We start from the raw sequence: 12,052 nt of genomic DNA, 5'->3' as shown, positions 1-12,052 counted from the left end.
GGCGGTCCGGCAAGACCGCCCCTGACGTTCCAGCAGCCCACTACACTCCCGGCGATGCCTGTGACCAGGCAAGATAGCGAAACGCTGCTGGAGTATTAGGGCTCGTTTGGCGTTTGCAGGGTGTGATCAAGATGGTGAAGGAGCCGGGCGAGTGACTGGTGCGGGTCTTGTCCGGCGGTGTCGATGACGATGTGCTCACGGTTCCACGGTTCGTAGTCGCGGTTGAGGACCTGCTGCCAATCGGGCAGTGGCAGGTCGGGGATGTCTGTCGATCGCGTGGTCACCCGGTGTCGGTGCTCGTCCGCGTCCGAGCAGACGACTTCCACTTCGGCAACGGGGACAGCCGCCTGGATACCCACGCTTTGCCAGCTGTCGCGGGTGACTGCCAGAGGGTTCACAGATTCCGCGATCACGGTGAGCCCTTGCCGGAGGTGTTCACCGGCCAGGGCGTATCCGATGACGTAGCCGGCCGGTCCGACGGGATGTCGTGCCAGGCCGGAGCGGACGATGGCCTGTTCGATGGTGTCGACGCGTAGGTGGACCGCGCCAATACGCGCGGCCAGCAGTCGCGCCAGGGTGGTCTTGCCTGTGCCGGGCAGTCCGCCGATCACGATGAGCATGTGCTCATCCTGCCGGAGTCGGAAAGGGGCGAAGTACGCGGTGTTGTTGGAGAGTTGGCGCCGGTCAGGGATGTGGGCCGGTCCGGGTGGAGTCGCTGACCGTGAACCTGAGAACGATCAGTCCCGGTTTGCCTCGACGGGAGGCGGGCTGTTTGCTCCTGCGGGAGGACCTGCGGGTGATGCGTCTGGTCCTCGCCGCCGACGCGCGGGTGCTCCGTCCGGCTCCACGATGATCGGCATGGAACCGTAGTCCTCCCCGTCGACACCTTGTAGCCCCTGCTGCTCACCGACGGCGACCGTGTGCTGCTGGCCCTGACCGGCGCGGAACAGGTCCTGACCATCTACCCCACCCCCGACGCGGTGCCCGACTGACCGTCCGCCCACACGGCGACGATGACGCGTGGTCTGCTCCAGGCAGGCGATCCGTTCGTCCGGTGCCGTCCCGGCCCTTCGTTGGCCGCTCGTGCCTCGTGCCGGCCAGACAGGGGCGGTGACATCCCGCAGGCGGCTACCACCCCTACGATCGCTCCATTTCGCTCATGGCGATCACGCTGGAGGAACTGCGCGAGCACCGCCCGGTCGAGCCCGCCTTCTGGCATCTCGGCCGCGACCGCCGCCAGCTGCTGCGGGAGACGATCGGCAATGATTGCCGAGATGCCTACCTGCCCTGCGGCCAGGCCGCCTGCAAGAGCGGTGAAGCCGCGAGGAACGGGAAGCCATCCGGCGGGTCCCGCCCGGCGGGCGGCGTGCCGACTGCGGGCAGACGTTCACCGACGACCGGTGGAGGCGATCGGCTACACACGGGACTCGAGCAGGCGGCAGTCACACCCGCACCTGTGTGAGGACTGTCAGTGAGGTTTTCTCAGAGGCTGAGTGCAACGTCTCCGCGGACCGGGCGTGGACCACTTCGAGTACGCGCGGCCTTCGTCGGTAGGTGGTCACACCGGGTCTGGCAGGTCCATGAGCGCGAGTTCGGCCGGGTCGACCACGGCGGTGATCTTGGTGATGTGGCCGTCGGCGACGGTGAAGACGAGGAGGGACAGCGGGCTGCCGTTCTCGCTCCAGGAGATGACGCCGGGGCGGCCGTCGATGCTTGCCGCATGTCCTCGTGCCGCGCTGCCGGCCAGGCGCGCGCGGGTGGCGACTTCGGTGGCTCCGAGCGTGACGAACGTGCCGTTCGGGGTGTGGACGGTGAACTCCACTTCGGGGTGGAGAACCTGCAGTAGCTGCTCGAACCGGCCGTCGCGGGCTGCGGCAAGGAAGGCTTGCACCACCTCGCGTTGTTCTCGTCCGGCGCTTGCCGGCTGCTGAGCGGCCTGCACCTTCCTGCGGGCGCGGCTGGCGAGCATTTTGGTGGCGTCGGCGGATTTGCCGAGAATGGTGCCGATCTGCGCGAAAGGCACGGCGAACACGTCGTGCAGCACGAATGCCAGTCGTTCGTCGGGGCGCAGCGAGTCGAGGACCGTGAGGAGCGCGAGGCCGACGGAGTCCCCGATCGCCGCGACGTCTTCCGGAGTGGGAGCGTCGTCGAGCGTCACGGTGCATTCGGGCAGCCGGTCGTCGAGGGAGACTTCCGGTCGCGTCCGGCCCGACCTCAGGACGTCGAGGCTGATGCGGCCGACCACGGTGGTCAGCCAGCCGCCGAGGTTGTCGATGGTGTCGGTGTCCTGGCGGGACAGACGCAGCCACGCTTCTTGGACCACGTCTTCCGCGTCGGCGTGTGATCCGAGCAAGCGGTAGGCGACCGCGCGGAGCCGGTCACGGTGGGACTCGAAGGCATCGGCGATCGGGTCCGCGCGGTGGGTGCCGGCCATGGTGTTACCTCCGTGGAAGTTGCTCCGTCATAGGGATGACGCGCACAGACGCCGCAACGTAACCCGTCGAAGGAGAGCACTCCGACATGGAAAACCGGCTCAAGAACAAGAACACGAACAACCCCGACGTGTGGACCGCGATCCAGCACCTGCAGAAGGCGATCGCCGCCGGCGGTGTCGATCCGAAGCTGCTCGCGCTGGTCCACCTCCGCGCCAGCCAGGTCAACGGCTGCTCGGCGTGCGTCTACGCCAGCGTCGCCGGGGGGAAGAAGGCCGGTGACACCGACGAGCGGCTGCACGGCGTAGCGGCGTGGCGCGAGGCGCCGTTCTACACCGACGCGGAACGGGCGGCACTGACGCTGGCCGAGGCCGCCACCCGGCTGCAGGACGGTGCGCCGGGCGTCACCGACGAGATGTGGAAAGAGGTCAACGCCCACTTCACCGAGGAGCAGATCGGCGCGATCAACCTGGAGATCGCGCTGACCAACTTCTTCAACCGGATCAACCGCAGCATCAAGGAACCGGCCGGCAAGACCTGGGGCTGAGCCCAGCGCGGCTCTTACTCACTGAGGCTTCGCCGGCGAAACGACTGCCCGGCCGCGGCGGGGATGATACGCGCCTCGCGATCGGCGCTCCTCCGCGGCCATCTGCCTGACGTCTCGTCTGGGGAGGCCGACGCGGGGGTGTTCCGTCCACGGACGGCACCGAGGGCGACCGGGCTCTGCCCCGCCGATGCGGGGGTGCTCCGACGCCGCCCCCCAAGCACACCCCGGCCACGCCGTCCTACCCGTCGATGTGGGGGCCGTCCAGTCGAGGAAGGGAGCCGCGGCTTCTCGGACGGGTCCCCCGCCACCGCCTGCAGGATCCGGTCCCAGGTGCCGCCCGCCGAACAGCGGCGCTGCCGTTCATAGACCGTCTTCCAGGACCCGTGGCGTTCCGGCAGGTCACGCGCCTAACCCGCCGCCCCACCACAATCCGGCTCGCCGGGCAACGGCACCCCTCGTTGTATTCCCGCCCCCGGTCAACACCTGCCGGCATTGACGGAGGGACCACCCGGTGATGACGATCAGCCACGGTTCCGGCCATGACCAGCCCGCCCAGCACCTCGCTGAAGACGGCAGGCCGGACCTGGGCCGCGCGTCGGAGGAGCGCCACCGCCCCGTCGCCGTTCGGGTCTACGTCTCCCCGATCACCTCAAGCGCTGCCCTGCGCTGGGTGAGCGCCGAAGGACACGACAGCCCGACCCTCTGGGAACCCGTTCCGCTGGACGGCAACCACGCGCACGCCCTGCGCGACGAGGTGCTGAACCTCGCCGGGAGCCGTCCTGGCCAAGCGTGGCTCCAATTACGCGCGACGTACCCCGCTATGGCCGCTGTCGGCCCGGGCCCGTCGGCAGGGTGCGCGCCCGTGGAAGGCGTGGGCCCGCGTTGTGACTGCTGCTCTGGCCGCCCGCCGCGCGCCCCGGCGGTGTCATGCGAGGGCCGGTTGTCAGACCCGGGTGGTAGAACGCCGGCATGGAAATTCAAGCGCCGATCACATCCGACGAGTTGGAAGCCTTCGTCGTTCGGGCCAAGGCCGCCACCTACGTCACCGGTGGCGGGCAGGCCGCGTCCTCACGGCTAGCCTCGCACGACCTGGAGTACCGGGAGGGCGACCTCGTCTACCGGGACAGTTACTTCGGGGGGACCGACTTCCTGGGCCAGGAGACCGTCCACATGCGCGGGCGACCCGTGTGGGGGATGAACTACTACGGCACGGTCCTCACCGGCGACATCGACGCGGCCGTCGCCGGGGAGGTCGTCACCGCGTCCCTGCGCGCCCTCTACGCGCAGGACCGCTTCCTCGGCGGTCACATCCACACGGTCGGCGCCCACACCTACACGGACGAGAACATGGGCACCGTCACCCGGTTCCGGGGCATCGAGTACATCACCACGGCCGCCGGTGTCCGCGCCTACGAACTGCGCTACCACGGCGGCCGGATACTCGACTGACAGTGAGGATGTGACGTGGTGACGGTGCAGCCGGTTGGAGGAGACGGAGACATCACGTTCCCGGAAGGGCGGAACACCTCCGGCGGTGGGGGCCGGGGTGGTTGCGCGGGCGCGCCTGCTGCACCTGGCCTTGGACGGCGCCTTCACCTGCGCCGGCGTCCCCTCGCTGCCCTCCGTACGTCACCGCGTCGGCTCACCCCGGGGGGCGTCGGCCGGGCAAGCAGGTTCCCGCGTCGGCCGGCGGCTCGCTGGACGCGCGCATGCTGCCAGTGCTGGTGCGGGACGGGGAGTGGCCGGTCCTGGCCGCGGAGCTGCTGAAGGACGCGGCGGACGCCGAGCATGCACCGGCGCTCGACCAGCTCGTCGGGGTATCCCGGCCGGACTCGGTCGTAGAGCTCCGGCACCTCGTTGAACACCCGGCCGAGGTCGTGCGGATTCGGGCGCATCTTCGCGGCATCAGTCACGAGTGCACAAGCTATGAGATTCGGCCACGGGGACGCCACTGGTGTCACGCCGCGCCCGCGGTTCTCGGCCCGGCGAGAGCGGCCTCGTCGAAACGCAGCTACGGGGCAACACCCGGGTGAGCCGGATCCGCGGCGAAGAACTGGAGCGGCGCCCCCCGGCCTGCTCGCGGCGGTCCTGGGCGCCGCACCGGCCGTACCGCGGGACGCGTCCGGGGACGACGCCCTCACGGGCAGGGCTCAACGGGCGGGCCACTGGAACGGGACAGCCCCGACCGGCGTGCCGGCCGGGGCTGAACCCGCGGGGGCGTGATCGTGAAGGGCGGGTCGCCTACGCGGCGAAAGGCTCTGCAGGGCTTCAGCCGAACGATCGTCCCTGCAGGCTATAAATGAGGCCCGGGGACACTGTCCCCTTCACCATCACGTCCTGTCCAACCACACCTACCCGTCGGGCATTCCCGGACGGCCGGAAATTCGTGCATGTCGGCACGGTCGGCTTCCGGGGAAGCGCGCCGTCGGGCTCCTCGCGGCGCAGACTGCCGCGCCCGCGTTGAGGGAGGAGGGAAACAGCATGCAACCGGACGAGCAGATCATGCGCGGCCCGGGTGAGCGCCGCATCGCCGAGGCGGCGGAGCGGATGATCGCCGAGGGCGCGCCCCGCCTGCACCGCACCTGGAGCTCGCTCATCGCCACCTCACTTCTCGGCGGCATCGACGTCGGTGTCGGCATCCTCGCACTGCTGGCGGTGCGCCAGCAGACCGGTAGCGAGCTGCTGGCCGGGCTGGCGTTCTCCGTCGGTCTCATCGCCCTGCTGCTCGGCCACAGCGAGCTGTTCACGGAAGGCTTCCTGGTCCCCGTCGCCACCGTGGTCGCGGGCGCGGCGAGCCGACTCGACCTGCTGCGGCTGTGGGGCACGGTCCTGGTGATGAACCTGCTCGGCGGCTGGGCCTTCACCTGGCTGGTCATGCAGGCCTATCCGGATCTGCACCGCACCGCCGCCGCCCTGGGCGCGCATTTCATCGAGGGCGGTTACTCCCTGCAGACGTTCTGTCTGAGCCTGCTGGGTGGTGGCGTCATCACGCTCATGACCCGCATGCACCACGGCACCGAATCCATGACCGGCAAGCTCACCGCTTCGATCGTCGCGGCGTTCGTCCTGGCCGGGCTGGGTCTGTGGCACTCGGTTCTGGACTCGCTGATCGCCTTCGCCGGCCTGCACGCCGGTGGCACGTCGTACGGCTATGCCGATTGGCTGCTGTGGCTGGCCTGGGCCGTACTGGGTAACGTCGTCGGCGGCCTGGTGCTGACCACGGCGCTGCGTCTGGTCCGCAGCTCCGCGGTGCTCGGCGAGGAGAAAGCGGCGACGCGGACCGACTCCTGACGGCGGACGCGCGGCTCGCGATCCCAGAGCGCCGCACTGACGCCGGTGGGTGAGGTGGGCGTACGGTTCCTGCCCACGACGCGGCTCCCAGGGCGAGCGGGCCGACGGTGGCGCCCTCGGCCCACCGGGTCCTGCCTGCCGAGGGTGTGTCGGGTGGCCCGGGACCGGGCCGGGCCGTCTGCCGGGCTGGCTGCAAGGAGTCGAGTCGCTCGACGCCGGCTGTCCCCGGGACGCGGACGGATGGTTCTCCGGGTGCGGCCCGGGGATGCGGGGTGGGGCACCGTGCTGCAGGAGCTTCATGCGCACCGGGGTGCCGGGCAGGCCGAGGACGAGGCCGTCATAGCCGTGGTGGCCGCGCCATTGGGCGAGTACCGGCAAGCCGAGGACGTCACGGTAGAAGACCGGAACGTCGTCGTACTTGGCTGTCGGCCGGGCGAAGCGGACCACTCATACGTCGAGGTGGCTGGGCCGGCCGGGAGGCATGTGGGGATGATGACACGGAGGCCGACGCAGCGTTGCCCGATCGTTGGCCGATCACCGGGTTGGATGTCGGCGGATGTCGCGGCCACCTCGTGGCCTCGTGCCTCTTGGCCTACAACGGACCAGGGCCGACAACGGACCAGGCCGGAAGATGTGTGCCGCCGTACCGGGCCGGCCCGTCACTCCCGAGGCAACTGCAACACCAAAGGGTCATCTCCAGCCCCACTGCGACGCACCCGATCAAGCCCGCGCCCGGGCCTCATGGCCGGTCCTGTGGTCGCCCGACCGCGGCACCCGTCGATGCGGTCGTCCCGGCCTGTACCGGGGCGCACGGCGAGCAGCGGCGCACGTTGGGGTAAGGCAGCGCTCTTCGCTCGCGTCGCTGCGCCCGGTACCGGAACCTGCCTGAGCACCTGAATCAGCGCGCGAAGATAATGAAGAGGATCGCGGTCGCTACCGCGCTGATGAGCAGGGAGCCCAGGCAGCCGATCCGGTTACTGAAGAAGATCATAACGCTCGTGTACCCCGGAATCACCGGGGTCGTATCCCCCATGCGCCGACTGTTCCACAGGTGGGTGGGCTGGTCGACAGCTGAGGACCACCGAGCCGGCCGCCCAGGAGGCTTATGCGGCGCATCGGCTCCTGCGGCTCGCCGTCTCGCTGCGCGCGGGCCGGAACGGTGGCGACCACGCGCAGCGGATGACGGACGGCGGCCCTGTGTCTGATCAGTCAGAAGGCCCGCGTCAGGCGCGCGGCGTCCGCCGGCCCACTCCCCACTCACCGAGCGGCTCGACGAGGTCGGAATCGGACGCGGACAGCTGGTCACCGAAGGCTACGGTCGCGTGCGGGGCCGGAGTGGGGACGGGCCGTCCGCGGTCCGACGCGGACACCTGGCCCGTGACCGCGGCCGCGATGACGAAACCACCGGCCACGGCACCGGCAATCGAAATGATCTTCTGCTTCATGCTGGCTCTTGCCTTTCGCGTTGCTGCTCGACATATCCGGCTTTTCATTCCTGGAGCACCGAAAGGCTCCAGGCAGGGGCGCTGTGCGTCGACGGTAGGGGTGTCCGCCGGTGCGGGGCAGCGTCCCTGCGGCAGGCCCAGTCGATCACGATGGAAGGGATCGGCCCAGGCAGTTCCACCGGAAGAAATACGGTCGGCGTTCTTCTGCCAGGCCGGTGACGACGGAGGTGGCGGTGAGTCGGTGCTGCTGACCGGCCCGTGTGCCAGGCAGGGACTGCCCGCACGTTGGTGGGATTCGGTGGCGCATACCCAATGCTTCGGCACGTCCCTGCGGGCAGAGAGCATGGCTGATCGGGACTGCACATGCTGCGGCGTGTGTCAGTCGCACCTCAGCCCGATGCTCGCCCCTTGCTTGAGTTACCGGGATCTGCCAGGTCTGCCGATGGCCTTGAGGGTCTCGGGGTGTTTGACGGTCTTGCCGACGTTGTAACGGGGGGCGGGATGGCGGTTCTTGGTCCCGGGCGGTGCCGCCCGTCGGCCCGGTGTCGGCAGCCACCTGCCGGGGCCTGGCAGCAGTATGGTCCGCCTCCCGGGTGGACGTCCCGGCCCGGCCTGCTCGCGACGCGGGGTGTTCCGGTGCCGGTCTCCATCCGGACGACTGTCGCGTAGTTCTCCCCGCCGTCACGAGGGGCACGCCTCCGTCGACCCGGACGAGGTCCGCGTCCTGGGCGAGACAGTTGTCCTGGGCCCGGTCTCGACATGCGTCTGCTGCCGGCCTGCGCGCTCCTCGACCTCGCCGCGGTGGACGCCGCGGCCGACCTCCCGCCGGCCGAGCGGCTGCGGGCCTGGCCGCAGATCGCCGCCGCGGATGCCGGTCCGCACGACCGGGTGCTCGTCGCCCACCCACCCGCCGCCGAAACCGGTACCACGGGTGTGGGGGAGTGGCGGGGCTGGGCGGTCGAGGCCACTGTGCGGCTGCTGACTGACCGCCCGGCACCGGAACGCCCGGCTGGCCGCCCGCGTAATGGACGCCTGCCCGCATGAGCCGGACGCCAACCTGCCTCGGCGCGCCCAAGCGGCACTCGGTCGGGGCCGGATTACCAATGAGGCGTTTGCCTTCGGCAGGATGGGCGCATGACCGAGATCCGCACCCCCCGCCTCCTCCTCCGTAGCTGGCACGACGACGACCTCGCGCCGATGGCGGACATCAACGCCGACCCACGGGTCATGTACTGGATCGACGACGGCTCGGCGCGCGACCTGGACCACACGGTCGAGGACATCGAGCGGTGGGAGGAGGAGTGGGACGAGGAGGGCTTCGGACTCTTCGCCGTCGAACTGCTGGCCTCGGGCGAGCTGATCGGCTTCACGGGACTGTCCGTGCCCGAGTTCCTGCCGGAGGTGATGCCCGCCGTGGCGATCAGCTGGCGGATCGGCTCACAGTTCTGGGGCCAGGGATACGCGTCCGAAGCCGCGCACGCCACGCTGGAGTTCGCGCTCCAGGACCGCGGCCTGGACCACGTCATCAGCATCAACCGGGTGGGGGACGACGCCTCCGAGAACGTCATCCGCAAGCTCGGCATGGTGCCCGAGCGGGAGACGGCACACCCGGTGTATGGCTACCCCCTGCGCGTTCACGCCATCGATCTCACCGAGTTCCAGGCGTGAACCGGCCGAGCCATCGATCATCACAAGACAGCCGGCCCCTGTTCCCACGCCCCTGTACGGGTTCGACCTGATCCGGGAGTTCGCTCCGGCCTCAGGATGAGGCTGCGCACCGGCCGAGGCCGCGTCCGGCGGCTGAGCCGCGCCGGAACCGTCTGGGGGCGACGCCCCCGCGCAGCAGCAGGACCTGCGGCCTGCGAGCGTCGGTGCCGGTGAGGGGGCGGGTATGCGCTTCTGCTGCCGTGTCGTGTCTTCGTAGATCAGGCGGCTTCCCATAGTCCGTTCAACTGACTATGGTGGCGGGCATGGCCGATCGCAGTAGATCCATGCAGGAGCCGACCCTGCTCATCCTCACCGCACTGGCGGACGCTCCTCGCCACGGGTACGCCCTGGCCCAGGAGGTCTCGGAGATCTCCCAGGGCCGGGTCCGGCTGCGGACCGGGACGCTCTACGGCTCCCTGGAGCGCCTCCAGGCCGAAGGGCTGGTGGAGGTGTTCTCGGAGGAGCGCGTCGAGGGGCGTCTGCGGCGCACGTACACGCTCACCCCGCACGGACGCCGGACCCTGGCCGACGAGGTCCGGCGCCTGACCGCCACCGCACGGGAGGCCACGCGCCGCCTGAAGAAATTCGCCTCCACCGATCCGACCGGAGCCACCGCGTGAACGACGCCCAGAGATCCGCGTTCGTCCTGTCCCTCTACCCGCGTCGCTACCGCGCGTCGCACGAGGAGGAACTCGCGCAGATGTACCGGGACGCCACCGACGGTGCCGGACCACGCGCCCGGCTGCGGGAGCAACTGGACATCGCCGCGCACGCGCTGCGCGTCAGGACGGGCACCGGCGGCGGACAGCCCCTCGGCCGCTTCGCGCTCGCCGCCGCCCCCTACTCCCTGGCGGCGGCGGTCTCGCTGGCCGCCACCCGGCTGACCGGCGCCGTCGCCGGGACGGGCCACCTCCGGCCGGGCGGGACGCTGGTGGCCCTGGCTGTCCTGCTGGCCGGTGCGCTGGCCTGCGCGGGCCGCTGGCCGCAGGTCCGGCTGCTGAGCGCGCTGGCCGTGGCCGCACTGGCCGGCGGCGCACAGGTGTCGTCGTGGCTGATCCCGCTGCTGGCCCTCGTCGTCCTGATGCCCGGCGCGGCCCGGCCCGGGCGCGCCGATCGCCGGCTCGCCGTCGCCCTCGCCGTGCTGACCTGGCTGCCCTGGTTCGCCGGAGCCCTCGCCGGTGCCACCACCCCGGCGCTCGGCATGGCCGGCCAACTCCTCCCCGCCATGGCCGTCCTGGCGATCCGCGTGGCTGCCCACGACAGCCACCCCCGACACGCCCTCGCCGTCCTGGTGGCGACCGTGCCCTGGACCGGGGCGCCCACCGGCTCGCCGGCGGGGCTCGGCATCGTCGTCGTCCTCCTCACGCTCGCCTGGGGCGCGGGCAGGGCGACGAGGTCCGGGCGCCGGGCCGTACGCTGAGTGAGGCCGGGGGGCGGATCCCGGTCTCGGCGTCATGTCTCCCGACACGTTCAACGCGGCGTTGCACCAATCCGCCAACGTCCCGTACTGGGCCAGTTTGGGCGAGCGCGCCGGGTGGGCCTTCGCCCTGTGCGGAGGCGACGGCGGCTTCTCCCTGCGGCGCCCTGACCACGTAAGGCACCTGCAAAGATTCGGCTCCTCTGGCCTGGCTCCACCCCGTCGCTCCGCCCCGCCCCGAGTCGCGATCGGGGCGGGGCGGCTGCCTGTTCGGCGACCCGGAAGGCGAGGATGTCGGCGCCGTGTCCGTCGGGCAGATGTCCGTTGCGTACGTGATCAGCCCGCTCACCCGGCGCCTGTCCGTGCTGGACGTCATATGGATCGGGTAGCCCCGTCCGCGTCGCCACCCACTGCACCGAGGCCGACATCTCCGCCCAGCACATCGCGGCCGCCCGCGACCTGGGCATGGACGTGGCCGGGTTCCTGATGATGTCCCACATGGCTGAACCCGCCGAACTGGCCCGCCAGGCCAAGCTGATGGAGTCCTACGGAGCCCGGTGCGTCTACGTCACCGACTCCGGCGGCCGCCTGACCATGGACAGCGACCGCGATCGCGATCGCGCCTACCGTGATGTCCTCGACCCGGACACCGGCATCGGCATTCACGCCCACCACAACCTCGGCCTGGGTGTCGCCAACTCCGTCGTCGCCGTCGAAAAGTGGCTTCGCCCGCGTCGACGCCTCCCTCGCCGGCCAGGGCGCCGGAGCTGGTAACTGCCCGCTGGAGGCGTTCATCGCGGTCGCCGACCTGATGGGCTGGGAGCACGGCTGTGACCTGTTCCCCCTGATGGACGCCGCCGACGACGTCGTACGCCCCCTGCAGGACCGCGAGGTCCGCGTCGACCGCGAGACGCTCACCCTCGGCTACGCGGGCGTGTACTCCAGCTTCCTGCGCCACGCCGAGGCCGCCGCTCGCCGACACGGCCTCGACACCCGCGCGATCCTCGTCGAGGTCGGCCGGCGCAAGATGGCCGACGGCCAGGAGGACATGATCACGGACATCGCGTTCGACCTCGCGGCGGCCGACTCGGTCGGCTGACTGGGAATGGCCGGTGCCAGGAACCTGTGGCCGTCCGGCGGCGACGGCATCACCAACCGGGGCGGACAGAGGGCCGGAGGGCCGGACACGCGGATGCGAAGGGACGACCGGCCC

11 protein-coding genes and 4 pseudogenes are annotated in these 12,052 nt (G+C 70.6%); 9 read left to right on the top strand and 6 right to left on the bottom strand.

The annotated features are described in order from the left end of the window. Positions 1-95: 95 nt before the first annotated feature. A complete protein-coding gene (locus ACZ4K2_RS05100) occupies positions 96-620 on the bottom strand; it encodes a P-loop nucleotide/nucleoside kinase family protein (protein ID WP_467479955.1) in 525 nt (174 codons plus the stop codon). Between the two features lie 539 nt (positions 621-1,159). On the opposite strand from ACZ4K2_RS05100, the gene ACZ4K2_RS05095 reads away from it, so the two are divergent. Next, complete coding sequence (locus tag ACZ4K2_RS05095) at positions 1,160-1,462, top strand: hypothetical protein (RefSeq protein ID WP_467479953.1); 303 nt, start codon at positions 1,160-1,162, stop codon at positions 1,460-1,462. A gap of 96 nt (positions 1,463-1,558) precedes the next feature. Here the strand turns inward: ACZ4K2_RS05095 and ACZ4K2_RS05090 are convergent, their stop codons facing one another. Beyond that, on the bottom strand, positions 1,559-2,434 hold the full coding sequence (locus ACZ4K2_RS05090; RefSeq protein WP_467479951.1) for a sigma-70 family RNA polymerase sigma factor: 876 nt from the start codon (positions 2,432-2,434) through the stop codon (positions 1,559-1,561). Between the two features lie 86 nt (positions 2,435-2,520). Between ACZ4K2_RS05090 and ACZ4K2_RS05085 the strand changes: the two genes are divergently transcribed. Next, positions 2,521-2,979 carry a carboxymuconolactone decarboxylase family protein gene (locus tag ACZ4K2_RS05085; RefSeq protein WP_467479950.1) on the top strand — a complete coding sequence of 153 codons (459 nt, stop codon included), beginning with the start codon at positions 2,521-2,523 and terminating at the stop codon, positions 2,977-2,979. Positions 2,980-3,280: 301 nt separating this feature from the next. Here ACZ4K2_RS05085 and ACZ4K2_RS05080 read toward each other — a convergent pair. Continuing rightward, positions 3,281-3,383, bottom strand: a pseudogene (locus ACZ4K2_RS05080) (IS5/IS1182 family transposase); the annotation flags it as partial. 565 nt (positions 3,384-3,948) lie between these two features. On the opposite strand from ACZ4K2_RS05080, the gene ACZ4K2_RS05075 reads away from it, so the two are divergent. Both ACZ4K2_RS05075 and ACZ4K2_RS05070 read left to right on the top strand, forming a co-directional pair. Beyond that, positions 3,949-4,428, top strand: coding sequence for a DUF5680 domain-containing protein (locus tag ACZ4K2_RS05075; protein ID WP_467479949.1), 480 nt, complete (start codon positions 3,949-3,951; stop codon positions 4,426-4,428). Between the two features lie 1,032 nt (positions 4,429-5,460). After that, positions 5,461-6,270 carry a formate/nitrite transporter family protein gene (locus ACZ4K2_RS05070; RefSeq protein ID WP_467479947.1) on the top strand — a complete coding sequence of 270 codons (810 nt, stop codon included), beginning with the start codon at positions 5,461-5,463 and terminating at the stop codon, positions 6,268-6,270. 315 nt (positions 6,271-6,585) lie between these two features. Here the strand turns inward: ACZ4K2_RS05070 and ACZ4K2_RS05065 are convergent. The 3 genes and pseudogenes from ACZ4K2_RS05065 to ACZ4K2_RS05055 form a co-directional block, all read right to left on the bottom strand. Continuing rightward, a pseudogene (locus ACZ4K2_RS05065) lies at positions 6,586-6,717 on the bottom strand (VOC family protein); the annotation flags it as partial. Positions 6,718-7,493: 776 nt separating this feature from the next. Continuing rightward, entirely contained in the window at positions 7,494-7,715 is a 222-nt protein-coding gene (locus ACZ4K2_RS05060; protein ID WP_467479945.1) for a hypothetical protein, read from the bottom strand. Between the two features lie 417 nt (positions 7,716-8,132). Beyond that, a pseudogene (locus tag ACZ4K2_RS05055) lies at positions 8,133-8,351 on the bottom strand (hypothetical protein); the annotation flags it as partial. 123 nt (positions 8,352-8,474) lie between these two features. On the opposite strand from ACZ4K2_RS05055, the gene ACZ4K2_RS05050 reads away from it, so the two are divergent. The 5 genes and pseudogenes from ACZ4K2_RS05050 to dmpG form a co-directional block, all read left to right on the top strand. Continuing rightward, positions 8,475-8,759 (top strand): hypothetical protein, encoded by a 285-nt coding sequence (locus ACZ4K2_RS05050; RefSeq protein ID WP_467479943.1) that lies wholly within the window; start codon positions 8,475-8,477, stop codon positions 8,757-8,759. 90 nt (positions 8,760-8,849) lie between these two features. Further along, the gene (locus tag ACZ4K2_RS05045; RefSeq protein ID WP_467479941.1) at positions 8,850-9,383 is read left to right on the top strand and encodes a GNAT family N-acetyltransferase; all 534 of its coding nucleotides are present in this window, start codon (positions 8,850-8,852) and stop codon (positions 9,381-9,383) included. A gap of 302 nt (positions 9,384-9,685) precedes the next feature. Continuing rightward, complete coding sequence (locus ACZ4K2_RS05040; RefSeq protein WP_467479940.1) at positions 9,686-10,042, top strand: PadR family transcriptional regulator; 357 nt, start codon at positions 9,686-9,688, stop codon at positions 10,040-10,042. Continuing rightward, complete coding sequence (locus ACZ4K2_RS05035) at positions 10,039-10,842, top strand: hypothetical protein (protein ID WP_467479937.1); 804 nt, start codon at positions 10,039-10,041, stop codon at positions 10,840-10,842. The genes ACZ4K2_RS05040 and ACZ4K2_RS05035 overlap by 4 nt, the downstream gene beginning before the upstream one ends. 390 nt (positions 10,843-11,232) lie before the next feature. Continuing rightward, positions 11,233-11,938 (top strand): annotated as a pseudogene (gene dmpG, locus ACZ4K2_RS05030) (4-hydroxy-2-oxovalerate aldolase); the annotation flags it as partial. Positions 11,939-12,052 lie beyond the last annotated feature (114 nt).

This window comes from Streptomyces sp. NPDC025833 (assembly GCF_055558055.1).
This window is presented reverse-complemented; position numbering and strand designations above follow the sequence as displayed.